This window comes from Sphingopyxis sp. Soil_C_28 (genome assembly GCF_057657055.1).
This window is the reverse complement of the sequence record NZ_JBDGJE010000001.1, coordinates 1-25,308: the sequence shown is the minus strand read 5'-3', so window position 1 is coordinate 25,308 and position 25,308 is coordinate 1. Positions and strand designations below refer to the sequence as shown.

General features: G+C 64.1%; 21 protein-coding genes. 6 read left to right on the top strand and 15 right to left on the bottom strand.

Features of this window, described 5'->3' with window-relative positions:
• Positions 1 to 369: 369 nt before the first annotated feature.
• Positions 370 to 819 (top strand): peptide-methionine (R)-S-oxide reductase MsrB, encoded by a 450-nt coding sequence (gene msrB / locus AC3A43_RS00105; protein WP_487791994.1) that lies wholly within the window; start codon positions 370 to 372, stop codon positions 817 to 819.
• Positions 816 to 1,325 carry a peptide-methionine (S)-S-oxide reductase MsrA gene (gene msrA / locus AC3A43_RS00100; RefSeq protein WP_487790522.1) on the top strand — a complete coding sequence of 170 codons (510 nt, stop codon included), beginning with the start codon at positions 816 to 818 and terminating at the stop codon, positions 1,323 to 1,325. The genes msrB and msrA overlap by 4 nt, the downstream gene beginning before the upstream one ends.
• A 311-nt stretch (positions 1,326 to 1,636) precedes the next feature.
• Here the strand turns inward: msrA and AC3A43_RS00095 are convergent, their stop codons facing one another.
• The 8 genes from AC3A43_RS00095 to AC3A43_RS00060 all read right to left on the bottom strand — a co-directional run bounded on the left by AC3A43_RS00095 (position 1,637) and on the right by AC3A43_RS00060 (position 12,330).
• Positions 1,637 to 2,596, bottom strand: coding sequence for an ABC transporter ATP-binding protein (locus tag AC3A43_RS00095; protein ID WP_487790521.1), 960 nt, complete (start codon positions 2,594 to 2,596; stop codon positions 1,637 to 1,639).
• Positions 2,593 to 3,627, bottom strand: coding sequence for an iron chelate uptake ABC transporter family permease subunit (locus AC3A43_RS00090; RefSeq protein ID WP_487790520.1), 1,035 nt, complete (start codon positions 3,625 to 3,627; stop codon positions 2,593 to 2,595). The genes AC3A43_RS00095 and AC3A43_RS00090 overlap by 4 nt, the downstream gene beginning before the upstream one ends.
• A complete protein-coding gene (locus tag AC3A43_RS00085) occupies positions 3,624 to 4,859 on the bottom strand; it encodes an ABC transporter substrate-binding protein (RefSeq protein WP_487790519.1) in 1,236 nt (411 codons plus the stop codon). Before AC3A43_RS00085 ends, AC3A43_RS00090 begins: the two co-directional genes overlap by 4 nt.
• Positions 4,856 to 6,946 (bottom strand): TonB-dependent siderophore receptor, encoded by a 2,091-nt coding sequence (locus AC3A43_RS00080; protein ID WP_487790518.1) that lies wholly within the window; start codon positions 6,944 to 6,946, stop codon positions 4,856 to 4,858. Before AC3A43_RS00080 ends, AC3A43_RS00085 begins: the two co-directional genes overlap by 4 nt.
• Before the next feature lie 234 nt (positions 6,947 to 7,180).
• Positions 7,181 to 8,272 (bottom strand): NADH:flavin oxidoreductase, encoded by a 1,092-nt coding sequence (locus tag AC3A43_RS00075; RefSeq protein WP_487790517.1) that lies wholly within the window; start codon positions 8,270 to 8,272, stop codon positions 7,181 to 7,183.
• Between the two features lie 35 nt (positions 8,273 to 8,307).
• Complete coding sequence (locus tag AC3A43_RS00070; protein WP_487790516.1) at positions 8,308 to 9,930, bottom strand: flavin-containing monooxygenase; 1,623 nt, start codon at positions 9,928 to 9,930, stop codon at positions 8,308 to 8,310.
• A gap of 36 nt (positions 9,931 to 9,966) precedes the next feature.
• Positions 9,967 to 11,553 carry an AMP-binding protein gene (locus AC3A43_RS00065; protein WP_487790515.1) on the bottom strand — a complete coding sequence of 529 codons (1,587 nt, stop codon included), beginning with the start codon at positions 11,551 to 11,553 and terminating at the stop codon, positions 9,967 to 9,969.
• A 12-nt stretch (positions 11,554 to 11,565) separates the two neighbouring features.
• Positions 11,566 to 12,330: an enoyl-CoA hydratase/isomerase family protein gene (locus tag AC3A43_RS00060; RefSeq protein ID WP_487790514.1), complete on the bottom strand. Its 765-nt coding sequence runs from the start codon at positions 12,328 to 12,330 to the stop codon at positions 11,566 to 11,568.
• Positions 12,331 to 12,624: 294 nt separating this feature from the next.
• Here AC3A43_RS00060 and AC3A43_RS00055 point away from each other — a divergent pair, with 294 nt between their 5' ends.
• Together AC3A43_RS00055 and AC3A43_RS00050 are read left to right on the top strand one after the other, a co-directional pair.
• Positions 12,625 to 14,790: a TonB-dependent receptor gene (locus AC3A43_RS00055; protein WP_487790513.1), complete on the top strand. Its 2,166-nt coding sequence runs from the start codon at positions 12,625 to 12,627 to the stop codon at positions 14,788 to 14,790.
• 54 nt (positions 14,791 to 14,844) lie between these two features.
• On the top strand, positions 14,845 to 15,606 hold the full coding sequence (locus AC3A43_RS00050; RefSeq protein ID WP_487790512.1) for an SDR family NAD(P)-dependent oxidoreductase: 762 nt from the start codon (positions 14,845 to 14,847) through the stop codon (positions 15,604 to 15,606).
• A 61-nt stretch (positions 15,607 to 15,667) separates the two neighbouring features.
• On the opposite strand, the gene AC3A43_RS00045 is transcribed toward AC3A43_RS00050, so the two are convergent.
• The 3 genes from AC3A43_RS00045 to AC3A43_RS00035 form a co-directional block, all read right to left on the bottom strand.
• Positions 15,668 to 16,534: an SMP-30/gluconolactonase/LRE family protein gene (locus AC3A43_RS00045; protein WP_487790511.1), complete on the bottom strand. Its 867-nt coding sequence runs from the start codon at positions 16,532 to 16,534 to the stop codon at positions 15,668 to 15,670.
• Positions 16,535 to 16,625: 91 nt separating this feature from the next.
• Positions 16,626 to 17,435, bottom strand: a complete 810-nt coding sequence (locus AC3A43_RS00040; RefSeq protein WP_487790510.1) for an IclR family transcriptional regulator — start codon at positions 17,433 to 17,435, stop codon at positions 16,626 to 16,628.
• 160 nt (positions 17,436 to 17,595) lie between these two features.
• Positions 17,596 to 18,480 carry an alpha/beta fold hydrolase gene (locus AC3A43_RS00035; RefSeq protein WP_487790509.1) on the bottom strand — a complete coding sequence of 295 codons (885 nt, stop codon included), beginning with the start codon at positions 18,478 to 18,480 and terminating at the stop codon, positions 17,596 to 17,598.
• Positions 18,481 to 18,668: 188 nt separating this feature from the next.
• Here AC3A43_RS00035 and AC3A43_RS00030 point away from each other — a divergent pair, with 188 nt between their 5' ends.
• Entirely contained in the window at positions 18,669 to 19,994 is a 1,326-nt protein-coding gene (locus AC3A43_RS00030; RefSeq protein ID WP_487790508.1) for a spinster family MFS transporter, read from the top strand.
• Here AC3A43_RS00030 and AC3A43_RS00025 read toward each other — a convergent pair.
• Together AC3A43_RS00025 and AC3A43_RS00020 are read right to left on the bottom strand one after the other, a co-directional pair.
• The gene (locus AC3A43_RS00025; RefSeq protein WP_487790507.1) at positions 19,991 to 21,103 is read right to left on the bottom strand and encodes an acyl-CoA dehydrogenase family protein; all 1,113 of its coding nucleotides are present in this window, start codon (positions 21,101 to 21,103) and stop codon (positions 19,991 to 19,993) included. The two genes, AC3A43_RS00030 and AC3A43_RS00025, sit on opposite strands and share 4 nt — an antisense overlap.
• An 11-nt stretch (positions 21,104 to 21,114) precedes the next feature.
• Positions 21,115 to 22,296: an acyl-CoA dehydrogenase family protein gene (locus AC3A43_RS00020; protein WP_487790506.1), complete on the bottom strand. Its 1,182-nt coding sequence runs from the start codon at positions 22,294 to 22,296 to the stop codon at positions 21,115 to 21,117.
• Positions 22,297 to 22,478: 182 nt separating this feature from the next.
• On the opposite strand from AC3A43_RS00020, the gene AC3A43_RS00015 reads away from it, so the two are divergent.
• On the top strand, positions 22,479 to 24,131 hold the full coding sequence (locus AC3A43_RS00015; RefSeq protein ID WP_487790505.1) for a long-chain fatty acid--CoA ligase: 1,653 nt from the start codon (positions 22,479 to 22,481) through the stop codon (positions 24,129 to 24,131).
• Here AC3A43_RS00015 and AC3A43_RS00010 read toward each other — a convergent pair.
• Both AC3A43_RS00010 and AC3A43_RS00005 read right to left on the bottom strand, forming a co-directional pair.
• Positions 24,124 to 24,591 carry a DUF3237 domain-containing protein gene (locus AC3A43_RS00010; RefSeq protein ID WP_487790504.1) on the bottom strand — a complete coding sequence of 156 codons (468 nt, stop codon included), beginning with the start codon at positions 24,589 to 24,591 and terminating at the stop codon, positions 24,124 to 24,126. The genes AC3A43_RS00015 and AC3A43_RS00010 overlap by 8 nt on opposite strands.
• Entirely contained in the window at positions 24,591 to 25,124 is a 534-nt protein-coding gene (locus AC3A43_RS00005; protein WP_487790503.1) for a nuclear transport factor 2 family protein, read from the bottom strand. The genes AC3A43_RS00010 and AC3A43_RS00005 overlap by 1 nt, the downstream gene beginning before the upstream one ends.
• Between the last annotated feature and the right edge of the window lie 184 nt (positions 25,125 to 25,308).

Below are 25,308 nucleotides of genomic sequence, written 5' to 3'. Positions count from 1 at the left end.
GTTTTCTACCCGACGTCAGATATTTCACTGGCGTTGGCTGACCACAGACCAATTCCTGCCGGATATGTCCGACAGGAGATTGGCAGCGTTCGGGGACCAAATGAAGAGAGCGGGTGTTCGACAACATGGGCAAGACAGAGCCGCCTCAAATTTTTATGTGTCGCGGGAATGCGCCCGCCGGACCTCGGAGAGGCAATGTCTGTTGGACGGTCAATGCTCGACCGATCCGCTCGCTACGGCCGGCCTGACCCCAGTCCCATCCTGAAGCGAGGCGCCGCGTTTTCGTTCGTCCCGCGCCAGACATTCAAACAGCAGAGGGTGAATTTTGCTGGCGCCGACACCATATGCAAAGCCGAAGTGGAGACCGACATGACCGAGTATCGCAAAACCGACGACGCGATCGCCGCCCTCACCCCCGAGGAATATCGGGTGACGCAGCAAAACGGCACCGAACGGCCCGGAACGGGCAAATATCTCGACAACAAGAAACCCGGCATTTACGTTGATATCGTCTCCGGCGAACCCCTGTTCGCGTCCTCCGACAAATATGAGTCCGGCTGCGGCTGGCCAAGCTTCACCAAACCTATCGAGCCCGCGAATGTCAGCGAGCTGAGCGACGGGAGCCTGGGCATGGTCCGGACCGAAGTGCGCTCTGCGCATGGCGACAGCCATCTCGGCCATGTATTCGACGACGGGCCGCCGGATCGCGGCGGCCTGCGCTATTGCATCAATTCGGCGTCGCTTCGCTTCGTCCATCGCGACGACATGGAAGCCGAGGGGTACGGCGCCTACCTCGACCAGGTGGAGGATGTGGCATGAACATAGAGCGCGCAATTCTCGCCGGCGGCTGCTTCTGGGGCGTGCAGGATCTCGTGCGCCGGCAAACCGGCGTGATCTCGACCCGTGTCGGCTATTCGGGCGGCGCCGTCGCCAACGCCACCTATCGCAACCACGCGGGCCACGCCGAAGCGATCGAGATCATCTTCGATCCCGCGCTCACCAGCTTCCGCGCCCTGCTCGAGTTCTTCTTTCAGATCCACGATCCCACGACGAAGAACCGCCAGGGCAACGACGTCGGTGACAGCTATCGTTCGGCAATCTTCTACACGAGCGACGAGCAGAAGGCGGTGGCAGAGGACACGATTGCCGACGTCGATGCCTCGGGTCTGTGGCCGGGTCAGGTCGTCACCGAAGTCACCCCGGCTGGCGAGTTCTGGGAAGCCGAGCCTGAACACCAGGATTATCTCGAACGTCTTCCGGACGGTTATACCTGCCATTTCGTGCGACCGAACTGGAAGCTCCCTCGTCGCGTCAGTGCGGCATAGCGGCGCACACTCGGGGTGAGCTTGCGACAATGACATCGAGCAAGCCCGCAGCGCCACCGCCGGAGCATTGATTGGATTTCAAGAAGCGATCCGGTTTCTTCGAAGGTCTGCGCCTGGCTGCGATAAAGCTCCATGAACCGGTTCGCGGTCCGCCGAAGGGCATCGGGGAAACCCTCAGGTGGGCTCACCCGCGGAGAGAACCGCCAAAGCGCCCGCAGTCGACCGTCAATTCTGGCCGATTTGAGACCGGCAGCTTTCAGCATGCCGTCGCAGAATGCAGACATTCCCAACATCAAGGACGCCGCCTGGCGTTACAAGCTATCAAGCCGTCCAAGCATCGCAGCGATGCTGTCGGCGCGCTCCGCTCCGATCCCCCATCCCGTAGCGTCCACCGACAAGCGGATCGAAGCCGCCGGGTCAACCGCGAATCCCGCCCGGTCGAGCGCTCGGCGCGTCCATGCGGCCCGAACGCCCTCCCCCTCCAGCGCCACCCGGCGGGTCGCCGGACGCCGCAGTTCGAAATGACCGGCATCCTCATCGAAGCTCACGCCATCCGCCGCGAATATGCGCGCGAAGTCGCCCGAGAGGATCAGGTCTTCGGGGGCGCCATCGAGGAGCTTCGTGCCGTCGTAGAGCCACAGCCGGTTCGCACAGCGCAGGGCCAGCTCAAGCTCGTGGGTCGAAATGACGATCGCATAGCCTCTTTGCGCCCCCAGCTCGCCGAGCAGCGCGAAGAAGGCGACGCGGCGCGGCACATCCAGAAAGGACGTCACCTCGTCGAGAAGCAGGAGGCGCGGCTGTTGGGCGAGCGCGCGCGCAACCATGACGCGTTGCCGCTCGCCATCGGAAAGGCTCGCCACGGGGCGGTCACGAAATGCCGCGGCGCCGACGAGCGCGAGCGCCTCGTCGATAATCGCGACGTCTTCGTCCGCGAGCCGCCCCTGCCAGCCGGTGTGGGGATATCGGCCCGCGGACGCGAGCTCGAACCCAGTCAGATAGCCCGTCTGCGGCCGCTCGGTCAGGACGACCCCAAGACGCTGCGCCTTCTCGCGCGACGACAGAGACGCGAGAGGGTGACCCTCAAGCGCAACCGATCCTGCCAGCGGCGGGAGGAGGCCCGCGAGCGTGCGCAGCAAGGTTGTCTTGCCCGTCCCGTTCGGCCCGACAAGCGCAACGACATCGCCCGGATGAAGATCGAGCGAGAGATGGTCGGCAACGAGGCGGTCCGGGTAGCCGATTGCGAGTTCGTCAGTCGAAAGGATCGCGCTCATGCTGCGGCTCCGAACCGGGCATGGCGCCGCAGCAGCACCCAGAGAACGATCGGGCCGCCGATCAGCCCGTTTACCGCATTGAGGTGAAGGAGGTGCCGGGCCCATGGGAGATGGGTGATGAGATCGGTGGCGAGCGCGAGCGCGCCGCCGGCCAGCGCCGCCGCCGGCAGCAGTATCCGGTGATCCTCGGTCTGCAGCACACCGCGCGCGGCGTGGCCGGCGATCAGCCCCAGGAAGTTGATCGCGCCGCAAAAGGCGGTGACTGTACCGACGAGCAGCGCCACGACGCCGAAACAGGCGTAGCGCAGCGCCTTCAATGGCACGCCGAGGCTCTGCGCATAGGTATCGCCGAGCATCAGGATGTTGAGCGGCTTGGCGAGCGCCATCAGAAGCATAAGCCCGAGACCGCAGGCCGGAAGCAGAAGAATATGCTGCGACCAGGTCACGCCCGCGAAGCTCGCATCATCCCAGCCCTTGAAGGCTGACGCCTGCGTCTCGTCGATGAGATGGAGCGAAAGGCTGATCAGGCCCGCGGCAATATAGCCGAGCATCAGTCCCGACAGCAGGAGCGTGACATTATCGACGCGGCGCGCGAGCAACATAAGCAAACCCATGACGAGAATCGTCCCGGCCGAGGCGGCGACCGCGAGACCGACATCGCCAACGAGCCCGTAGCTCTCGGCAAAGGCAGGACCGGCGAGGCCGGTGGCGACGACGAGCAACGCGACGCCGAACCGGGCGCCGTGCGCGATGCCCAGAACGAAGGGGTCGGCGAGTGGATTGCGGAACAGCGTCTGGAGCATCAGCCCGCAGGCGCCGAGGCTGGCGCCGCCGACGAGCGCGGCGAGCGCCCGCGGAAGGCGATATTCGCGGACGATATGGCCCCAGCCTTCCTGCGCGATGGGTCCGCCGGTCAGGCTCGCGGCGATCGCATCGACCGGAATATCGACGACGCCGAGCGCCAGTTCGGCAAGGAAAAGCGCGGCAATAAGCCCGCCGATAATGAGGGTGAAAGGAAGCGACCTTATCATGCCGAGCCTCCGGGGATTTTGCGGATGAAGCGCGGACGCGCGGGCGCAGCGAGCAATTCGGGATGGAGGATCGCGATGAGCTCGGCGAGCGCATCCTGCGGCTCGGTCATGCCCTGGTCAGACCAGCTGTTCGCGAAAGGTCCGACCTTGCCGGCGTCGAACCAATAGACGCGGCCATCTCGCACGGCGCGAAGCCATGTGAGCCGTGGATGGTCGCGGCGGAGCGCCGCCATGTCTGTGGCGCCCGGCATGAAATTGCCGAGCCAGACGTCGGCGGTCGCCGCTCGGTTGAAAAGCTGCTCCATCGGCGCGTAGGTGAGGCTGCCCGCGATGGCAATGTCGTGCCAAGCATGGCGACCGCCGGCGTCCTCGATCATGCGGTAGAGCTGGTTACGCCCACCAGCCTGGCTCCACTCGTCGCGGTTCTCGGGATAGCCGAGCTGGACGAGCGGCCGGCGATCGACCTTCGCGACGCGTTCGCGCAATCGCACATAGCGGGCCGCGCGGTCATCGAAGATCTGGTTGGCGCGCGCCTCGCGATTAAAGAAAATCCCGAGATATTTGATCCATTCGGCGCGCCCGAGCGGGGTGGGTTCGGTATGGTCGGACTGCGGCGCCGAGACGACGCCGAGGCGCTTCAATAGCGGGTGAATATTGGCGTCGGGATAGGCCGAGTAGAAAGTGAAGAAGAGATCGGCGCCGAGCGCCGCCGCCTGCTCGCCATTGCCATGCTGCGCGGCGTAGATGGGAATGGTCTCGCCGCCGTCGATCCGCGCGGCGATCGCCGGGATCGAGACGTTGCGCGTCGGCACGCCCTTCAGCCGTTCGTCGACACCGAGAAGATGCGCGGCGCCGAGCAGCGACACATTGGCGGTTGCGAAGTCGCGCACCGGAACTTCGACGAGCGTGTCGCGCGGGCCGAGCTTCGGTGGCGGCGTGCCGCACTGGACCAGAAGCAGGCTGAGCGTCTCGCGCGTGTCGACCGACGGGGTGAAGGTCACGCGCTTCCAGTTCTTGTTATATTCGACCTTGAGTTGGGCCGAATGGCGGAAGGCTGCCTTGTCGGGGAAATAGTCGGTACCCGGCCGATAGTCGGCGACACAGCCCTCGGCGAGATTGGCCGTAGGCTGGGAGCCGACCGCGATGGCGTCGCGCACGGGCGGTTCGCGCATCGGGATCGGTGCGCAGGCGGCGAGCGCCGCGAGCGATCCCAGCGCGAGCAGCAGCCTCACCGCCCTCCCCCGAAACGATAGGAGAGGCTGGCCGTGACGGTGCGCGGCGCGCCTGGATAGAGGGGAATGAAGGCGCCGCCGCTGTCGTAATAGAATTTATCGAAGAGGTTGAGGATATTGAGCTGCGCGCGAAGTGGCCCGAAGCCGGCGTCGAACTCATAGGCGAGGTTCGCATCGACGCGCGTGTAGGCCGGCAGCAGGATGCTATTGTCGGTATTGCCCGCGCGGCTCCCGATATGCTGAATCCCGAAGCCGACGCTCGCACCCTTGAGAGCACCCGTGAAATCGTAAGTCGTCCAGAGGCTTGCCGAGTGCCGCGGCGCATTGACGAGCCGCGCCCCCGGCGTTGCAAAACTGTCCTCGAGAATCTTCGCATCGAGATAGGTATAATTGGCGATGAGCCGCCAGTGCGGAGTCAGCACGGCGGGAATTTCGACCTCGATCCCGCGTGAACGCGACTTGCCGATCTGGATCACGAGATCGAAGTCGACGGGGTCGGATACCGCAACGTTACGACGGGTGATATCGAAGAGCGCGAGCGTCGGCGTCAGCCTCCCGCCGAAAAGCTCGGCCTTGGCGCCCACCTCCCAGCTTTCGCCGATGAGCGGCTTGGGCAACGAACCGCCCTTGAGGCGACCGACGTCGACCTGCGCACGGAACGACCGCGCCCAGCTTCCGTAGAGCGAGAGCGCAGGTACCGGCGTCCAGGTGAGACCCGCGCGCGGCGAAAAGGCGCCGCGCTTCGTCCCTCCCTCTCCCGTTCCGGCCAGATAATCGCGATTGCGAAGTTCGTTCCAGTCGTAGCGGCCACCGACCAGCAAGCGCCAATTGCCAAGCTTCAGCTCGTCCTGCGCATAGATGGCCGTGGAATCGCTATCCCAGGCACCGTCCGAGACGAGTAGCGTCGGCTCGGCGCGCTGCCCATAGACCGGATTGTCGAAATCGATCGGGATGTTGACGCCGAAGGGTGGATTGCGAACGTCGAATCGCCAGTGATCATAGCCATATTCGGCGCCGAAGAGCGCCTTGTGTTCGACGGCGCCCGTAGTGAAGCGCGCATAGAGTTCGGCCTGCGCAGTCAGATCGGTCTGGCGATCATAGGCTCGGCTCGTGCGGCGATTGACCTTGGGGTCGGCGGGATCGGCGCGGCTGACGGGTGGAAAGCCGAAGGCGTAATAATAGCTGTCCTTGGTGAAGTCCGAATAGCCTAAGGCAATGCGTCCAGAGAAAACATCGGAGAAGCGATGGTCGACGAACAGGCTCGCGACGCCGCCCTTGTTCGTGTAGCGCGCGTCCTCCTCGCCGAACTGCCGCTTGCGCGGCGCTTCGAGGAACAGCGGATCATTGGCGAATCCGCGATCAAAATAGCCGCGCTTGCGCGCATATTCGCCTTCGATCGTCACGCTGGTCGCGTCCGTCGGCTTCCATTGGACTACGGGCGCGATGAAGGTGCCGCGCGAAAAAATGAAATCGCGAAAGCCGTCGCGGTCGTCATGCGAGATATTGACACGAAGGCCCAGCGTTTCGGACAGCGGCACCGAAAAGTCCGCCGTCAGCCGTAGGTGGTCGAAAGAGCCGTAGAGCGCGCTGACTTCGGCGACGGGCTCGCCCAGCGGTTTCTTGGTGACGAAGTTGACGACGCCGCCGGGCTCGAAACGACCATAGAGAGCGGACGCGGAGCCCTTCAGCACCTCAATCTGTTCGACATTCTGCAACTGCTCATCGGGTGCATAAGCCGAGCGGCGAAGGCCGTTCTTCAGATTATAGGGGGTGATAAAGCCGCGGATATAGAAACGGTCGTTGGTCGCGCCGAAGCCAACTTGCGGGCTGAACCCCGGAACATAGCGCAGCGCCTCGCCGATCGTGGTGATCCCCCGGTCGCGAATGAGCTCGCGCGTCACGACCTGCACCGAATAGGGTGTTTCCTTGATCGGGGTGTCGGACTTGTTGGTCCGGGGAGCCACAGTGGCTCGATAGCCTTGCTCGCGCGTACCGAGGACCACGATCTCGTTTTCGGCCGCCTCCTGCGCGACCGCGACCGCCGGTGCCGCGATAGCGGCTCCGGCAGCCAGAATAACCCGAACCATTTAATCCCCCCTGGCTGTTTCTACGGGTGCAGCCTGCCCTGCCGGGACAGGTCGCACCGAATCATGAGACGTGATATCATCACATTTAAACAGCCAAAGGGCCTTGTCCAGACCTTACAAGACGTTCCGCCGAAGCTTGCGACGGCGCGGCCGTTATGAAAAGACAGCGCCACCGCTGGCGCGGCTCCCAGCGATTAGCCAGTCGTGGGCAAATCACCCTGCCGAAAGGAAGATCTATCCGACCGGGTCCGATTCCACGAAACCCGGCCAGCGCCGCATATAGTGAATGAAGATATCGCTCAGCCCTTCGTCCCGCAAATGCTGGACCGATGCAGGAAGCTCCGGCGACCGATAGGCCGGATCGCGGCGGACGCGTTCGGGAAAATCGTGGCGCAATATGGCAGCGCGGCCGATCACGACGAAATCGCACCCGGCGTCGAGCACCCAAGCCGCGTCTTCGGCGTCCATCACTTTGCCCGCCGCGCCGAGGCGAACGTTTCCGCGCGGCAAATCCGTAAAAAAGCTCATCAGCGACCGGCCTCTGAACCGTTCATCCTCGGGCTGCTTGCGGACATCCCACAACGACATGTCGAGGAAATCGATCTTTTCCTGCCGCAGAACTTCGGCCGCCACATCGCCCATTTCGTCGAGTTCGAGACCGAAGCGCTCGGGCGAGAGCCGGAGGCCAAGCTGAAAATCGGGCCGGGTTACGGCGCGGATGCCGTCGATGATTTCGAAGATGATCCGCGCGCGGTTCTCGATACTGCCACCATAGCGGTCTGTTCGCCGGTTGCTTGTCGCCGACAGGAACTCGGCGAGTATATAGCCGTGTGCGCCATGAATCTCGACGCCGTCAAAGCCCGCCTGCTCGGCGCGCCGTGCGCCCATGATAAAATCGTCGCGCAGTGTCTCGACCTCGGCTTCGGACAGAGCCCGGACGTTGCGTTCGGCGACTTCCGACGGCGCGACTGGCGCGTTGATAAGATCGGGTTCGGCGCGACTGCCCGCGTGATGCAGTTGTAGCGACGATAGCGAGCCGCGTGACTTGATCCCCGTCGCGAGCGCTGCGAGTCCCTCGACATGGTCGTCGGAGAAAACACCGAGTTGCCCCGTAAAGCCCTGCCCAACCGGCTGGACGTGGGAGGCGGCGGTCATCGTGAGCGCGAAGCCACCCCCCGCGCGCATTTCCAGCCAATTGCGCTCGGCATCCGAAAGCGTGCCGTCGACATGGCTCTGCCGGTTGGTCAGCGGCGCCAGCATCAGCCGGTTTTTCATCGGCGCGCCGCGCGCAAGGGGCAACGGCGCGAACAGACTTTCGGACGACATATCGGTCACTCCATATCGGGACGCGTACCCCCGACCTATCTCAGCGTGAAGCCGCGATAGCCTTCAGCCGCTGCGTCGGAACAAATTTCGCGATAGCGGCCAAGTCCACCGATGTAGACCGGAAAGGTGCGCGGCTTGCCCGGCACATTGGCGCCGGTATACCAAGTGTTGGCGGTCGGATAGAGCGACAGCGAGCCCAGCGTCGTCACCTTCTGCATCCAGCCTTCCTCGGCGTCGAGGTTCGCCTCAATCGAGCGCAGGCCGCCGGCGCGCATATGGGTGATGCAGTCGCAAACCCAGTCGACATTCTGCTCGTTCAAAAGAATGAAATTCGCAAGCGCCGACGGACCGTTCGGCCCCGCAATGACGAACAGGTTCGGAAAGCCTTCGATCATCAGGCCCAGGTGCGAGCGGCCGCCGTCGGCCCATTTGTCCTTGAGCGCGCGCCCGTCCCGGCCCCTGATGTCGATCGACAGCATCGCGCCGGTCAGCGCGTCATAGCCGATCGCGGCGATGATGATGTCGACCTCGACCTCACCCTCGGCGGTCCGAATACCCTTTTCGGTGATCTCGAGGATCGGATGTTCGAGACAATCCTTCAGCGTAACATTGTCGCGGTTATAGGCTTCGTAATAGCCGGTATCGAGGCATGGCCGCCGCGCGAAGATCGGGTAGCCGCGCGGGGTCAACTTGCGTGCAGTGTCAGGATCGTCGACCGTTTCGGAAATCTTGCCGCGAACGAACTCGGCGACCACCTCATTGGCTTCGGCGTTGGTCAGCAGGTCCGAAAAGAGCCCGAGGAACGCCAGGCCGCTGTGCTGCCACGCATCCTCCAGCAATTTTTCGCATTCGGCCGGGGTCACACTGAACACCGGACGGCTGGTAATCGGACGAACGCCGCCGGTCAGCGAATGACGCGCCACGGCGCGCAGCCCCGGATAATGCGCCTTGATGTGCGCGACATAGTCTTCGTCGAGCTTGCGGTTGCGCATCGGCAGGGTGAAGCTGGGCGTGCGTTGATAGACGGTGAGATGTTCGGCCTGTTCGGCGACCACCGGCACGATCTGGATACCCGACGACCCGGTGCCGATCACCGCAACGCGCTTGCCTTTGAGATCGACGTCATGATGCGGCCATTTTCCCGACAGGTAGAGCTCGCCCTTGAACTTTTCGGCGCCCGGAATATCGACCTGCTTCGGTACCGACAGCGGGCCGGTCGCCATCAGGCAATAGTTCGCTTCATACACCTCGCCGCGATCGGTCTCGATGCGCCACAGTGCCGCTTGCTCGTCATATTGCACGGCGGTCGCGCGGGTTTCGAAGCTGATGTCGCGCTTCAGGTCGAGCTTGTCGGCGACGAAGCGCGCGTAGGACAGGATCTCGGGTTGTGCAGCGAACTGCTCGCTCCATGTCCATTCCTGCTGAATCGCGTCGGAGAAGGAATAGCTGTAGTCGATGCTCATGACGTCGCAGCGGGCGCCCGGATAACGGTTCCAATACCAGGTGCCGCCGACATCGTCGCCTGCCTCGATCAAATGGGCGTCGAGCCCCATGCCGCGGGTGCGGTGCAGCGCATACATGCCGCCGAATCCGGCACCGATGATCAGCGCATCGAGCCGGCGGGGAGCGGGTTCGTTTTGATTGTCAGCCTGTTGCATGCTCTTCTTTCCGGGAATTTTCGTGTTGAGGGGCGCTCAGCCCGCGTCGCCAATGCGCGCGCGGGCGATGTCCATTCCGCTGCGATAGTCGCTCTTGCCGCTCGCGTGGCGCGGCAGCATCTCGACGCGGATGATGTTACGCGGCTGCTTGTAGGCGGCGAGATCGTGCGACAGCGCGATCCGCAGCGCGTGATCGTCGGGGGCATCGCCCGCTTCGATCAACGCGGTGACGACGGCGCCCCATTTGGGATCGGGCAGTCCGAACACCATCGCATCGGCGACGCCGTCGACGCGCTTCAGCGCTTCCTCAACCTCTTCGACGAAGACCTTTTCGCCGCCAGTGTTGATGCACATGCTGCCCCGACCGAGCAGGCGAAACCGCCCGTCGGGCAAGCGTTCGGCCATGTCGCCGGGGATCGCATAGTCCGTGCCGTCGATCGTGCGATAGACGCTGGCGGTCTTTTCGGGATCGCCATGATAACCTGCACCAAAGGGCGCACGGCGCGCGAGCCAGCCTTGCCCGACCTCGTCATCAGCGAGCACGCGGCCGCTTTCCTGATCGATGATCACCGTCTGCGCTCCGGGTTCGAACAACCCCGTCGGTGTCGCGCGGTCCTTGTTGGTGATCGCAAAGCCGAAACCCGAAGCCTCGGACGCACCAAGGATGTCGAGCAAGGTCAGGTCCGGCAACGCGTGAAGCAATGCCGCCTTCACCTGCTCCGACCACATAAGCCCGGCCGACGAGATCAGGCGCAGCGCCGACAGGTCCCACCGGCCGGGATTCGCGAGCAATGTATCCGCCATCGGTCGAGCAAAGGCGTCGCCGACGATCAGGATCCGCGTGACACGATGGCGCGCCGCCTCGGCCCATAATTCCTCCGCACTGAAGCGGTCCGAGGGCAGCAACACCGCCGTACCCCCGACCAACAGCTCGGAAAGCGAGCTGTTGAGCCCCGCGCCGTGCATCAAAGGGCAGGCGGGCATCACGCGGCCGGCGGCGCCTTTCAGAACATGCGCGATATGATCGTCCATGCTGGCAGGCGCCGTCCCCGCAACCGGAGATTCAAGCTGCGAACGCCGCGCGTCGGCCGACCGCCACATTACCCCCTTCGGCCGCCCCGTGGTGCCGCCGGTGTAGAGAAGATAGCCGTCGTCGGGCGAGCGCGCGATCCCGAGAGGCGACCCATCGCCCTCGATCACGATGCCGTCATAGGCGCCGTCGCCGCCGATCTGCACCGCATAGGTCAGGTGGTCGATCGCGCCGCTGATCAGAGGCGCGACGACAGGTGCGAATTCATCCTGATAGAAAAGCCCCGCCGCCTGACAGTCGCGCAGCACATATTCGATCTCGGACGTCGTGTAGCGATAGTTGAGATTGACGTGAGTCAGCCGCGCCTTGAAAGCCGCCCCCGCGATTTCGATAAATTCGGGGATGTTGCGCGCGAGGATCGCGATGCGCGCGCCCGCAGGCAGACCGGCCGCCAGCATCGCGCGGGCCAGCCGGTTGGTGCGCGCATCAAAATCCGCCCACGTCGTGACATGATCGCCGCGGATGATCGCCGGCCGGTCGCCGGGTACATGCGCCGCGGTCGCGTCCAGCAAGTCGCCGAAATTCCAGTCCATCGCCGCGCGTCCTCAGCGCCCGAGGAAGACGGGCGCGCGCTTTTCGACGAACGCCGCGACCGCTTCCTGCGCATCGTGCGAGGTCGACAGCTTGGCCGTGTTGCCTTGCTCGTAAATATAGCCGTCGCGCAGCGTCATATTTTCGATCGTCCGCATGCTGTCCTTGGCATAGCGCGTCGCGAGCGGGCTTTTCGCCGCGATCACGGCGGCCATATCCATGCAATAGGGCAGCAATTCATCGGCGGGCAGGCACGCCTCAATGATGCCGCGGCGGTACATTTCTTCGGCCGGGACGCGGTATCCGGTCAGCATCATCCGCCGCGTCAGCGAGTGTGGGATGATCCGCGCGGTATGCTTGCCGCCGCCCATCAGGCCGACGTCGATTTCGGGCAAGCCGAACACCGCATTTTCTGAGGCGACAATGATGTCGCAGCTGGACACGAGGCCTAGCCCGGCGCCGAGTGCCGGGCCGTTGACCGCGGCGATCACCGGCTTGGCGCAATCGGCGATCGCATAGGCCACTTCGCGGACGACGCGGTTGCGGTTCCAGCGCTTGCCGGGGATCGACAGGTCGGGCCGGTTCTTGAGATCGGCGCCTGCACTGAAGCAGCGCCCGGCGCCGGTCAGCACCGCGACACGCACATCGTCGCGGTCGTTGAAGCTGTCGAAGACGTCGGTGAGTTCCTGAAGCATGTCCAGCGCGGCTGCGTTGACCGGCGCATTGTCGAGCGTGACGAGCGCGACATGATTTTCGATTTCGGTTCGAATGCTGCTCATGATCTTATCTCCCAGTTGCTCACGGTCATGGCATCGGCGCATCGAGATCGGGACGCGAAAGCCGCGCTGCGCGTCAAAAATCTCATTCTGGATTGAAAGCGCCCGTGCGGAATCGCGATTGTGATTATTGGGCCCCACCCCGCCCCTTGGTTGCTCTTGGCACCGGAACGCCAGAACGGGGGGCGGCCGGTTCGTCATCGAACGGCAACATGATTTAAAACCCGCGCACCCCTTCACGGCGAATCGCCCACCGGAGGACCAACGGAAAGCGCGATTCACACCAGGGAGTGGACAATGACGAAACACTATAAGCTTTTGTTGGCGAGTGTCGGTTTCGCTGCGCTGATTACCGCATCGCCCGCGCTCGCGCAGGACGAGCAGGCAGCGCAGGATGAGGCGCAGCAGAGCAGCGGCGGCCTGACCGACATCATCGTGACCGCGACCAAGCGCGGTTCGGCGCAGAATGTCCAGGACGTGCCGATCGCGATCACCGCATTCGGTTCGACCGAACTCGACAGCATCCACGCACGTTCGATCGCCAGCGTGAGCTACGCCGTCCCGAATGCCTCGCTCGAAAGTGTCGGTACGACGCCCGGTTACGCCAATTTCTCGATCCGCGGCCTCGGCATCAACAGCTCGATCCCCTCGATCGACCCGACCGTCGGCGTCTTTGTCGATGGCGTCTATCTGGGTGTCAGCGCGGGCGTCCTGTTCGACACCTTCGATCTGGAGGGCGTCGAAATCCTGCGCGGGCCGCAGGGTCTGTTGTTCGGCCGCAACGTGACCGGCGGCGCAGTGCTGCTGCGCACCACGACCCCGACGAACCGCTTCCGCCTCGACGCGAAGGCCGGCCTGTCGACGGGTCTGGAAAAGCGCGCCAGCATCTCGGTCTCGGGCCCGCTCGCGGGCGACGTGCTGAGCGGCAAGGTCGCCGTCTATTATAATGACGACAACGGCTGGTTCAAAAACGACTTCGACGGCAAAAAGATCGGCGGCAGCGAAACGCTGATCGTCCGCTCGGCACTGCGCCTGCAACCCAACGACGTTTTCGACCTCGTCCTGCGGTATGAGCATGGCCGCATCCGCGGCGACGGCCCCGCCGTCACCAACCATGGTCTCTTCCCGCGCGACAGCTTTCGCGTGAACCAGAATTATGCCGGTTTCGTCAAAACCGACTGGGATCAGGGCATTGCCGAGCTCAACATCGACACCGCCTTTGGCGACGGCAAGATCACAAACATCGCCGCAGTGCGCGCACTCAGCAACGATTCCGGCGCCGACGTTGATGGCTCACCGATCACCAGCCTCCATTCACGCAACAACATCGACCAGTGGCAGTTCAGCAACGAGTTGCGTTACGCGGGCACCTTTGGCGCGTTCGACGTCACGACGGGCCTCTTCTACTTCAACCAAGACATCAACTATGCCGAACAGCGCCTGCTGTCGGGCGGGGCGCTGACCGTATCGGGCGGCGGACGTCAAAAGCAGCGGACGGGCGGCGTCTTTGCGACGGTCGACTGGAACCTGACCGACATGCTGACGCTCAGCGTCGGCGCACGCTATTCGGCCGAAGAGAAAGAGGTTCAGGTTCGTTCGATCGGCGTTGGCGGGTGCAATCTCGACACGCTGCGGTGCAGCTATGATTTCCGCGACAAGGATAATTGGAGTGGCTTTACGCCGCGCGTCGGCGTCCAGTTCAAGCCGAGCGAGGACACCTTGCTCTATGCATCCTTTGCCAAGGGCTTCCGCAGCGGCGGCTATAACTTCCGCAACCTCAATCCGAATGTCGATCCGGGTCCGTTCGATCAGGAAAAGCAGGACGCGTATGAAATTGGCCTGAAACAGGAAGTGGGCGGCTTTGCGCGGATCAATCTTTCCGGTTTCTACAGCCGGATCAACGGCACCCAGCGCGAGTTCCAGGCGCCGTTCGCACCGTTCGGCAACTTCCAGATCATCACCAACGCGGCCGATGTATCGATCAAGGGGATCGAGGGCGAATTGCTGCTCAAGCCGGTCGCCGGCCTGACGATCGCGGGACAGTTTGGTTATACCAAGGGCAAATATGAAAAGATTCTGTTCGACCTGAACGCCGACGGCGTGATCAACGACCGGGACTTCGCGCTGAAACTGCCGCGCCTGTCGCCGTGGAGCTATGGCGGGTCGATCACCTATGCGACCAGCCTCGGCGGCGATCTGGATGCCGAAGCCCGCGTCGGTGCGAACCATCGCGATGCCGCTTTCTACAATGACCAGAACACCGGCTTGCTGCGCGCGGCAACGATGGTCGATGCCAGCCTGGCGGTGACGCATGGCCGCGTGAAGGTATCGGTTTACGGAAACAACCTTCTCAACGAGGCGACGTTCGGGACCGAGGCGCCCCTTCCCTTCTTTGCCGGGTCGACCTTCTCGCCCCTCAACAAGGGCCGGGTCTACGGCGTCGAAGTCGGTTACAAATTCTGATCTCTCTCCCACTGGAGCCCGCCAAAAGCGGGCTCCATTTTTATGGGGACAAGCATGTCCAAACAATTTGAAGGGCGCGTCGCGCTGGTAACGGGCGCATCGCGCGGGCTCGGCCGCGAAATCGCGCAGCGGTTCGCGGCAGCGGGGGCTGCGGTGGCGCTGCTCGACCGCAAGGCGCATTGGGCCGGCGACCTCGTTACGGAAATTGAAGCGGCGGGCGGCAAGGCGATTGCGCTCGGTTGCGACGTGTCCGACCGCGCCGCGCTGGCCGAAGCGTTCGACACCATTACAGCGGCGCTCGGCGGCATCGACATCGTGGTCAACAATGCGATGTGGACCAAATATGCCGCGATCGAGGATATTGACGAAGACAGCCTCGACCGGATGTTGGGCGTGGGCATCGCGGGCATCATTTGGGGCACACAGGCGGCGGCCGCCGCGATGCGGGCACGCGGCGGCGGGTCGATCATCAACATCGCTTCGGTTTCGGCGCATCTCGGCCTGCCGAACGCCATGGTCTATTGCGGGGTCAAGGCGGCGGTGGAGGGGATGACACGCTCCTCTGCCATCGAACTGGCGCCCGAGGGTATCCGGGTCAACGCGGTGGCACCCTCAACCGTCGCGACCGAAGGCGTGCGCGCCATGCTCGACGAAGCGACGTTCGAAGCCCGCGTCGCCAGCACGCCCCTCGGTCGACTCGGCGAAACGTCGGATATTGCCGAAGCGGTGCTCTTCTTTGCCGACCCCGCGCGGTCGGGCTTCATTACCGGTCAGTCACTGCTCGTCGACGGCGGCATCTCGATCGCGCTGCGCTGAGCATCCTGAAGTCAGCTGAAACAGCCGATAGTTCGCAGAATAGGGAAAAGAATAAGCGCGTTCAGCGGTAAATCCCCTCCGCTATCCCGGGAACGTCGAGCCCCAGGATCGCGGTGATGCGTCCGGCATCGGGATGATCGGCGACGATCCGATGCCCCGAATTGGCGATGCTCGTCAGGTAAAGAATATCAAGGTTCGGGCCACCAAAGGCCGGGCAGGACGGATAAGGCAGCGGCACCGGGATCGAGCGCAGCAGTTTTCCGTCGGGCGTGTAGCAAGCGACCGCTTGGGCCAGGACCAGCGCGACCCATATTCGCCCTTCGGCATCGACCGTCGCGCCGTCCGCGCCCGATCCATGTTCGCGGCAATCGACGAGGTCATGCCGCTGGCCGACCTTTCCACTCTCCTGATCATAGGCATAGCGGCGCAACATGCCGTCGAGGCTGTCGGCGAAATAGAGCGTGTCGCCGCGCGGCGAAAAACAGATCGCATTGCCGATTCCGATCCCCGCCTCCAGACAGGCGGTCGCACCGTCGGCGTCGAGCCGGAACAGTGCAGCGGCCCCGATCGCGTCGCCCGTTCGCATCGACGCAGCAAGGAAGCGGCCAGCGCGATCGGCCTTGCCGTCGTTCAGTCGTGTTTCCGGCGCCAAATCGAGGCTCGCAACGCGTTCGATACGCCCGCTTTCGATGGCAAATCGATAGAAGCCGTCGGCCAGTGCGACGATCAATCCGCCTTCGGCCAGTCCGATGCTGCCGATCGGTTGATCGAAGGTCCATTCGGCCTGCTTGCCGCCTTCGGCATCGCTCGAATGCAGGCGTCCCGCGATCGAATCTACCCACCACAGCCGCGCGTTCCGGTGGTCCCAGAGCGGGCTTTCGCCAAGCCCGGCAACGCCGGCGTCCAGCAGATCGATTTCAACGGGCATACAAACTCCTCTTCCGGCGCGACGATATACGTCGACGCGCCGGACACGCCGCGCAGCGTGCGAGCGTTCGGCATTATTTCAAATGAAATGGCTACTCGGCGGCGATGGCATAGTCTTCGACATCCTCGCCGCCGGTTTCGCGCTGATCCTGCGGGAAGCGCCGGTGAAATTCTGCGATGGTGTCGCGCATCAGCTCAACATATTCAGCGCGCCGCGGCGACAAGCGCTCGGTGGTCCCGCCAATTCCGATAACCAGCGGGATACCGTGGATGCTTTCACCCAGCGGCATCGCGATCGACGCGATGCCCGGCACCGGATGCTCGGGCCAATAGCAATAGCCGGTGTGACGGATCCAGCGGATGCGGCTCATGACATCCTCGAGCGCGATCTGTCGGTCGGGGTTGAGTTCGTAATAGTTGGAATAGCGATAGATTTTGTCGATCTCGCGGTCGCGCATCCGGCTCATCAGCACCATACCCGACGTCGCATCAAGCATCAGCCGCATCTCGCCCGGATTGGGCGGACGCTTGTGTGGATGGTCGGGCACGCGCATCATCACATATTGGATGAACAGATCGTTCTGGGTGACGAGCACGATCGTCTCGTCTGTCTTGCGGTACAGTTCCTCGATCAGCCAGCTATATCCGTTGCCGAATGCAACATGGCCGTAAAGCCAGCTTCCGAGCGATGCGACCTGCAACGTCGGCAGATAAGTCCGCGTGTTGCGATTGTAATTGAGGTAGCCTTCGATCACCATGCTCTTGAGCAGGTTCGTCGTGCTCGATTGCGGATAACCAAGCGCCGAGTATATTTCGTTGAGGCGCAGCGGCTGGCGGCGGTCGCGGAACAGTTCGAGCACCTCAAACGTGCGCGATGCCGATTTGACGGGTTTTCTTTTCATCTCTCCATCCCAACTACGGAAGGCACGCAGGCCTTAAACGGTCGGTCACCTGCCGTCCTGCGACGGTCTCTGATGGAGGTAACATAACTTCAAAGACCGCCGCGCGGCCAAAACCGGGGCTTTCGGAAGCCATATCACATATGTGATATCGAGGCGAGACTCAGACGGCGGCGGCGCCGCCCGCCAGATGCGCTGCAATTCGGGCGCCCCAGGCCTGCCGGAGCCGAGGAGGGCCATCATGTCCCATCGTCTCGTCGACCTCGATTACCGCCCCCGGGATTGCCTCGGCGGTTTCGATCGCGCGCGCCAACGGGATCACCTTGTCGTGTCGGCCGTGAAGGATCAGCGTGGGCACGCGGAGCGACGCGAGCGGCGGGCGCAGATCATCGACGGCGAGGCTGGCAGCGAAATGCCGCGCCGTGCCGCCGCGATGGATGCCGTGGTGCCACGCGATCCGCGCCTCGACGGCCACGCGGGCGGCGTCGAAATCCTGTGCCATGCCATTCGTCTGCGCGACGCCCAGCTGGCGCGCGACATAGGCATCCTCGTCGGCGATATGCTCGGCCATCAGGCGATCGAGCGCGGCGTCGGGAATGACGTCGGCCATCGACCGGCTCATCGCCATGACCAGCGACAGGCTCAGCACGCGGTCGGGATTCAGAATGGCAATTTGCTGCGCGACAAGGCCGCCGATCGACCGGCCGACGAAATGCGCGCTCCCAATCGCTTCGGCCTCCATCACCGCCAGCACATCGCGCGCCATATCGGCGATATCATAGGGCGGACGACCATTCCCTTCGCCCAGCGCGGCAGCCTTGATCGCCAGCAAATCGGGAACGGCATCGATCAGCGCCGTCGATCGCCCGGAATCGCGGCTGTCGATGCGGAGCGGCACAAAGCCCGCTGCAAAAAGCGGGGCGCAGAAATGATAATCGAAATCGGTCGACGGGCGCCCGGCGCCGGCGAGCAGGATTACCGCCGGGCCATCGCCCGCAGTCATGCGCTCGTAAGAGATGCGAATCTCGCCGTTCGTTGCGAATGCCATGACGCCGTTTCCTTTCCGCCAGCATCTGAACGGCACGCGCCGCCTCCGCGAGCGCAGGCTGCGCGGGGTACGACAAATCAGCATGGGGATAATCGCGCGGTTGGGAGGCAGCCGCCCTGCGCGCGCGCGCCAAATCCCTAGAGTGGCATCAGCGACGGACGGGCGATGCGCCCGCCATGGAGAGGCTTATGACCGGCGATACCACCCCGATGCCCAGCGAAACCGCGCCCGCACGCATGCCCTATGGCGCGCTGTTCCTGTTGATGATCGTCTATGCGTTCAACATGCTCGACCGACAGATCGTCACAATCCTCGTCGAACCGATGAAGGCCGACTTGAATCTGGCGGATTGGCAGATCGGGATGATCAGCGGGCTTGCCTTCGCGCTTTTCTACACGCTGCTCGGTATCCCGCTCGCGCGCATCGCCGACCGCGGCAACCGTGTCGGGATGATCGCAATCGCGCTGTTCGTGTGGAGCGGATTTACAGCCCTGTGCGGCCTTGCGCGCAACTTCACTGAATTGCTGCTGGCGCGCATCGGGGTCGGCGTTGGCGAAGCCGGCTGCACCCCCGCGGCACATAGCCTGATCACCGACTACGTCCCGCGCGAACATCGCGGCCGCGCGCTCGCGCTCTATTCGCTGGGCGTGCCGGTCGGCTCGCTCGCCGGGCTCGTCCTCGGCGGTATCCTGCTTGCGACACTCGGCTGGCGCGCCGCTTTCCTGATGGCGGGCCTGCCCGGCATCATCTTGGCCGTCATCGTCTGGTTCACGCTCGACGAGCCGCGCAAACAGGCCGCCGCCATCACCGCCGCGCCGCCGCAGATCCCGCTGAAGCAGGTTCTCGAAACGCTGCGCAGCCTGCCGAGCTTCTGGTTCATTTCCTTCGGCACCGCCATGGGTGCTTTTGGCTATTATGGTCAGGCGTCCTTCTTCGGCTCGCTCTATATGCGGACGCACACGGCGGGCATCGGTGCGCTCGCCGCCGACTGGGGCGTGCCGCCCAGCGTGTTTCTGGGGATCAGCCTTGGCATGATCGTCGGGCTGGTCGGCATGGTTGGGACGTTCGTCGGGGGCCATCTCGCCGATCGCGCCGCCCGGCGCGGTATCGCGGGTTACACGCTGGTACCGACGACCTCGCTCGTCATCGCTGCGCCGCTGTTCGCAGGCGCCGCGCTCGCGAACAGCGTTCCGCTATCCTTCGCCTTCCTCAGCTGCGCGATCCTCGTCCACGCGCTCAACTATGGCTCGGTCTTCGCCTCCGTCCAGACGCTCGTCCCGGCGCGCGTGCGCGCAATGGCCGCGGCGGTGCAGCTGTTCGTCACCAACGCAATCGGCCTCGCCCTCGGGCCGCTCTTCGTCGGCATCGCCAGCGACCTGCTCGCGCCAACGCTGGGGAGCGAGCAGGGTTTGCGCGTGGCCATGGCGCTCGTCGCGCTCCCGCTGGCGGTCGGGTCGTTGCTCTTCTGGCTCGCCGGCCGCCGGATCGCGGCCGACGAGGCGAAGAATGCTTAACGCGTCAGGTCGGCGAAGCGTGCCTTGTGATAGTCGCGGTCGCCGTGTGCGAGGTCGAGCATCATCTGGCGGCGGAGGTGGTGGCTAACGACCAGCTCCTCGCTGGTACCCACGCCGCCATGAAGCTGCACCGCCTGCTGCGCCACCGCAATCCCGCACTGGGCAACGCGGACCTTTGCCGCCGCGATCAACGACGCCGCGTCACCGCCGCTAGCGAGCTGCGACGCGGCAACCATCGTGAGTGCACGCGCTTCTTCGCAGGCGACGCTCATATCGACGATCTTGTGCTGTACGACCTGAAAGCTGCCGATCGGCGCGCCGAACTGCTGGCGCGTTCGCACATAATCTAGCGTCGCGTCGACCGCGGCCTCCATAGATCCGACAGCTTCGGCAAGGTGCGCCACGATGGCGCGGTCGAGCGCGGCATCGATGCGGTCCGCCGCCTCGCCGACTGCCCCGACCGGGATCGCTGCAACATCGGCTAGCTCAAGCGTGCAATGGCGATGGCCGTCAACCGACCGGAAACGGCCCACGACGAGCCCGTCAGCATTGCGCGGGACGAGAAACAGGCTGACGCCTTCGCGCGCCCCGAACGATCCTGCGGTGCGCCCCGATACCAGATACCAGTCGGCATCGGCACCATCTTCGACATGGGCTTTCGCGCCGGTCAGGCGAAAACCGTCACCGCTCTGCGCGGCGGACGTTGCGATCGATGCGGTCGCATAACCTTCTTCCTCGATCAACGCGGCGGAAATGCGAACCTGCCCTGCCCCGACCTGTTCGAGCAGCGCCGTGCAATGGTCGCCGCCACCCTGCATCAGCGCAGGCGCGAGGACGCAGTGGCTGACATAGGCCTCGGTCATCAGGTGGCGACCGAAACCCTCCATGATCGACATGATTTCGATCGGCCCGCCGCCAAGACCGCCGTCGGCTTCGGCGATCGGTAGCATCAGCCAGCCGAGTTCGGCCATCTGGGCCCAGCGGCGCGCATTGCCGTCGGCGCCCTCCGCCAGGCGCTTCAGCCGATCGGCCGCGCCCCATTCGTCCTCGCCGAAACGCCGGGCGCTGTCGCGCAGCATCTGCTGCTCGTCATTATAGGCGAACTGCATCGATTTTCTCCTTAAAGGCCGAGCGCGCGGCGCGCGATGATGTTGCGCTGGATCTCGCTCGATCCGCCGTAAATCGTGGTCACGCGCGAATAGAGCGCGCCCTGCAAGGCGAGCGGCATGTCCTGCGGCAGCGCGCTGTCATCGTCGAGCGCCGCGAAATGCTGCGCCTTTGGACCCAGCGCCTCGACCCACAAGGCGGTCGCCTGCTGCGTCAGTTCGGACCAGCGCAGCTTGACCATCGATCCGCGCGCGCCCGAATCGGCGCCCGCCGCGGCATCCGCCATCAGGCGCAGCACCATTGCCTGCACCGCCATTGCCTCGATTTCGACCTGCGCAAGCTTGGCGCGGAATTCGGGCTTGTCGAGCAGTGTCCCGTTGGCGACGGGTCGCCGCGCCGCCGCCGCGCGCACCGCACGCAGCGTCTGCGGCAGGAACATCGCGGTCGCTGCGGCAACCATGCGTTCGCGGTCGAGGAGCACCTTGCCGTAATTCCAGCCCATGCCTTCCTCGCCGACGAGGTTCGCGGTGGGGATACGGACATCGTCGAGGAAGACCTCATTGGTGTGGTGCTTTTCGTCGAGCGTGCGGATCGGGCTGATGCGGATGCCCGGCGCGTCCATGTTGACGAGCATCAACGAAATGCCCTGTTGCCGCCGCGCCTCGGTCGACGTGCGCGCAAGGATGAACATGCGGTTTGCGACATGGGCATAGCTGGTCCACATCTTGTGCCCGTTGACGACATATTCGTCGCCCTCGCGCGCCGCGCGGGTGCGCAGCGCCGCAAGATCCGATCCCGCGCCGGGTTCCGAATAACCCTGACACCACCAATCCTCCCCGGTGATGATCCGCGGCAGGTAGAAATCCTTCTGCGCCTGGCTACCATAGGTGAAGATGATCGGACCGATCAGTTCGAGCCCCTGGTGGAATTGCGAGGGTGCATCGGCGGCTGACGCCTCCGACCAGAAGATGTGGAGTTGCTGCGGGGTCCAGCCGGTGCCGCCATATTGTTTGGGCCAGGTCGGCGCGCCCCAGCCCCGGTCGGCGAGGCGGCGTTGATAGGCGGTCAGCGTTGCGGGCGACAGGCGCAGCCCGGCGCGCACGGTCGTCTTCCATCCTTCGGGGATGCTGTCCGCGAAAAAGGCACGCACTTCCTGCTGAAAGTCCCGGTCTTCCGGGGCCAGATCCAGATTCATGTTCGCATCTCCCATTAATTGTAGCGGACTTAGCCGCAGCATCGCGTCGCTGGCTCGCGAGCGCGCGAAGATCGCGCGACTTTCCCAAATGTGATTGTCGCAGCAGCCCGACGGCAGCGCTTCGCGCCAGTCGCCGTCTGGGCAATCGTCCGGCAACCAAGCCATTGAAAGGGAGAGTGTCGATGCAAGGCCTGATGCAGGCGCAACAGCTGACGACGGCGATGCTGATCCGCCACGCGGCGGTCAATCATCCGCGCCGCGAAATCGTCTCGCGCGGGCCCGACGGATCGCTGACGCGGTCCGACTGGCAGACGGTCGAACGCCATGCGCGCCACATCGCGGCCGGCCTCGCCGATCTCGGGCTGCGCCCCGGCGACCGCGTCGCGACGCTCGCGTGGAACCGCTTGCCGCACCTCGAGCTTTATTACGGCGTCAGCGGTGCAGGCATGGTGCTCCACACCGTCAACCCGCGCCTGTTCCCCGAACAGATCCGCTACATCATCGACGATGGCGGCGCGCGCGTGCTGTGCGTAGATCCCGACCTCCTTGCGATCGTCGAGCCGATGTTGGGCGACCTGGCCAAGATCGAGCGCGTCATCATCCTGAGCGATCAGGTCGACATGCCGCCGACGGGCATCACCGACCCAATCTCGTATCAGAGCCTGACCAGCGGCCCGCGCGCGATTCCCGCATGGCCCGATCTCGATGAAAATATGGCGAGCGCGCTCTGCTACACCAGCGGCACAACGGGAAATCCGAAGGGTGTTCTCTACAGCCACCGCTCGACAGTGCTGCACGCGATGAGCGCGCTCGCGAACGACAGCATGTCGCTCGGCGCGGCGGACGCGATCCTCGTCATCACCCCGCTATTCCACGTCAACGCATGGGGCATCCCCTATTCGGCGGCGATGGCGGGGTCGAAGCTGGTGCTACCCGGATCGGCGCTCGACCCCGTGTCGCTGTTCGACCTGATGCGCGATGAAGATGTCACTTTCTCGCTCGGCGTTCCGACGATCTGGTTCGCCTTCCTCGACCATCTCGAGCGCGAGCGCGCGTTCGAAGAGCGGCAGGCGCTCAAGCTCAACCGCATCTTCACCGGTGGAGCCGCGACGCCGCGCTCGCTGATCGAACGCTTCCGCGCGCTGATCGGCGTCGAGACGATGCAGGCTTGGGGAATGACCGAAACGAGCCCCGTCGCGACCGTCTGCCGCCCGCTCGCACATCATGCCGGGCTTTCCGACGCCGAGCAGATCGACCTGCGCGCGCTGCAGGGCCGCGCGGTGTTCGGCATCGAGCTGCGCATCGAGAATGAAGACGGGCAGGAACTGCCGCGCGACGGCGAAGCCGCCGGGCTGCTTAAAGTCCGTGGGCCTTGGGTGCTCAGCGCCTATGAAGGCCAGCCGGCGGGCAGCGCGCTCGACGCCGACGGCTGGTTCGACACCGGCGACGTCGCCAAGATTGATCCCGATGGGTTTCTCCAGATCACCGACCGTGCCAAGGACGTCATCAAATCGGGCGGCGAATGGATTTCATCGATCGACCTTGAAAATGCTGCCGTCGCCCATGCCGCGGTCGCCGAGGCCGCAGTCATCGGCGTCGAGCACCCCAAATGGCAGGAACGGCCGCTGATGCTCGTCCGGCTGCATCCCGGCGAGGCGTGCACGAAGGACGAGATCATGGCGCACCTTGCCGACAAGGTCGCGCGCTGGTGGCTGCCCGATGATGTGCTGTTCGTCGACGACCTGCCGCATACCGCGACGGGCAAGCTGCTCAAGACCGAACTCCGCAAACGCCACGGCGATCATTTCACCGCGGCCACAGATGCAGTCACTTGATCGCGAAGACGTGATACATCGGGCCGTCGTCTGTGCGCATGCCATTGGCGACGGCCACCACTTGATTCAGCCAGAGATAGTCCGGGTGCGCCGTGACAAAGCGCGGCGTCGTGCGAAGATACAGATCCTCATACGGCCCCGGCTCGCGCCGTTTGAAACGCTCCGCCGCTTCGGGCGAGGTCGGAACGGTAAGCCCGGTGTAGTGCATTGCGATCCGGGCGCCGTCGTCGGTTTCGAGCGACGTGCGGACGTCGATGATCATCGTCCCGTCGGCCCGCCAAGTTACCCAATCGGCGCCGTCGGGCATCACCCGCCCCTTGAGCCGCGCCCCTTCGAACGTCCCGCCATGCACCGGAAAAATCCCGAGCCGGCTTTCGCCCCCGATGGGTTGCGCCTGATCATATGCGACGTTCAGCCGCATCACGAACAGCGGCTCCCATGCCAGCGTCTCGATCCCCATCAACCTTCTCCCCTCTGTCCCGTGCCGAACAACGCATAGACGGGATCTTCGGGCCAGCGCTTGCCAACCGACTTGCGGTGCGCAAACCGTTCGGCCTCGCTTTTACGGGGCGCCGGGCGTTCCTCAACCCAATCGAAGACGACCACCCGGTCAGCGACCCGCCATTCGCCTGCGCGCTTTTCGAACCGGTCGACATATCGTCCCGCCATGGTGAGTTCGACCAGCCCGCCATCACTGCCGGATTGCCGCTGCAAGGCGGTGAAATAGCTTTCGACAGCCGCCTGATCGCCGCGCAGCTCGATCAAAATATTGTGAATCTGGTGAATGCCGCGTTCGATCAGGGGCAGCGCCTGCATCGCCCAGTCGATAAAACCGTCAGTCGTCCCATTATAGGCGCCGTGATCGTCGGTGCCTCCAGGCCAGCAAGCGGATCGCAACAGCGCCTCGTCGGCGCGGTCGATCCCGCGGCAATAGCGATAGAGGCAATCGCGGATCATCTCGCGATCCCACAACTTGCCCACGTCCAATTCCATGATGGCTCTCCCGCATTTATGCCGGGACAGTGCCGCAGCGGCACGCGCCGACGAAATCGCACGGCGCCCAAATCATCATTATCCAGTAGGCGATGAAACGCCAGCGCGTCAGGCGGCGCGTTCGAAGATCGCGGCGATGCCCTGACCGCCGCCGATGCACATTGTCTCGAGCCCGTAACGCCCG

Bases quoted from the DNA above. Each gene is read 5' to 3' on its own strand.
- msrB (WP_487791994.1), top strand. From the start codon at position 370: ATGACCGAGTATCGCAAAACCGACGACGCGATCGCCGCCCTCACCCCC.
- msrA (WP_487790522.1), top strand. From the start codon at position 816: ATGAACATAGAGCGCGCAATTCTCGCCGGCGGCTGCTTCTGGGGCGTG.
- AC3A43_RS00095 (WP_487790521.1), bottom strand. From the start codon at position 2,596: ATGAGCGCGATCCTTTCGACTGACGAACTCGCAATCGGCTACCCGGAC.
- AC3A43_RS00090 (WP_487790520.1), bottom strand. From the start codon at position 3,627: ATGATAAGGTCGCTTCCTTTCACCCTCATTATCGGCGGGCTTATTGCC.
- AC3A43_RS00080 (WP_487790518.1), bottom strand. From the start codon at position 6,946: ATGGTTCGGGTTATTCTGGCTGCCGGAGCCGCTATCGCGGCACCGGCG.
- AC3A43_RS00075 (WP_487790517.1), bottom strand. From the start codon at position 8,272: ATGTCGTCCGAAAGTCTGTTCGCGCCGTTGCCCCTTGCGCGCGGCGCG.
- AC3A43_RS00070 (WP_487790516.1), bottom strand. From the start codon at position 9,930: ATGCAACAGGCTGACAATCAAAACGAACCCGCTCCCCGCCGGCTCGAT.
- AC3A43_RS00065 (WP_487790515.1), bottom strand. From the start codon at position 11,553: ATGGACTGGAATTTCGGCGACTTGCTGGACGCGACCGCGGCGCATGTA.
- AC3A43_RS00060 (WP_487790514.1), bottom strand. From the start codon at position 12,330: ATGAGCAGCATTCGAACCGAAATCGAAAATCATGTCGCGCTCGTCACG.
- AC3A43_RS00055 (WP_487790513.1), top strand. From the start codon at position 12,625: ATGACGAAACACTATAAGCTTTTGTTGGCGAGTGTCGGTTTCGCTGCG.
- AC3A43_RS00050 (WP_487790512.1), top strand. From the start codon at position 14,845: ATGTCCAAACAATTTGAAGGGCGCGTCGCGCTGGTAACGGGCGCATCG.
- AC3A43_RS00045 (WP_487790511.1), bottom strand. From the start codon at position 16,534: ATGCCCGTTGAAATCGATCTGCTGGACGCCGGCGTTGCCGGGCTTGGC.
- AC3A43_RS00040 (WP_487790510.1), bottom strand. From the start codon at position 17,435: ATGAAAAGAAAACCCGTCAAATCGGCATCGCGCACGTTTGAGGTGCTC.
- AC3A43_RS00035 (WP_487790509.1), bottom strand. From the start codon at position 18,480: ATGGCATTCGCAACGAACGGCGAGATTCGCATCTCTTACGAGCGCATG.
- AC3A43_RS00030 (WP_487790508.1), top strand. From the start codon at position 18,669: ATGACCGGCGATACCACCCCGATGCCCAGCGAAACCGCGCCCGCACGC.
- AC3A43_RS00025 (WP_487790507.1), bottom strand. From the start codon at position 21,103: ATGCAGTTCGCCTATAATGACGAGCAGCAGATGCTGCGCGACAGCGCC.
- AC3A43_RS00020 (WP_487790506.1), bottom strand. From the start codon at position 22,296: ATGAATCTGGATCTGGCCCCGGAAGACCGGGACTTTCAGCAGGAAGTG.
- AC3A43_RS00015 (WP_487790505.1), top strand. From the start codon at position 22,479: ATGCAAGGCCTGATGCAGGCGCAACAGCTGACGACGGCGATGCTGATC.
- AC3A43_RS00010 (WP_487790504.1), bottom strand. From the start codon at position 24,591: ATGGGGATCGAGACGCTGGCATGGGAGCCGCTGTTCGTGATGCGGCTG.
- AC3A43_RS00005 (WP_487790503.1), bottom strand. From the start codon at position 25,124: ATGGAATTGGACGTGGGCAAGTTGTGGGATCGCGAGATGATCCGCGAT.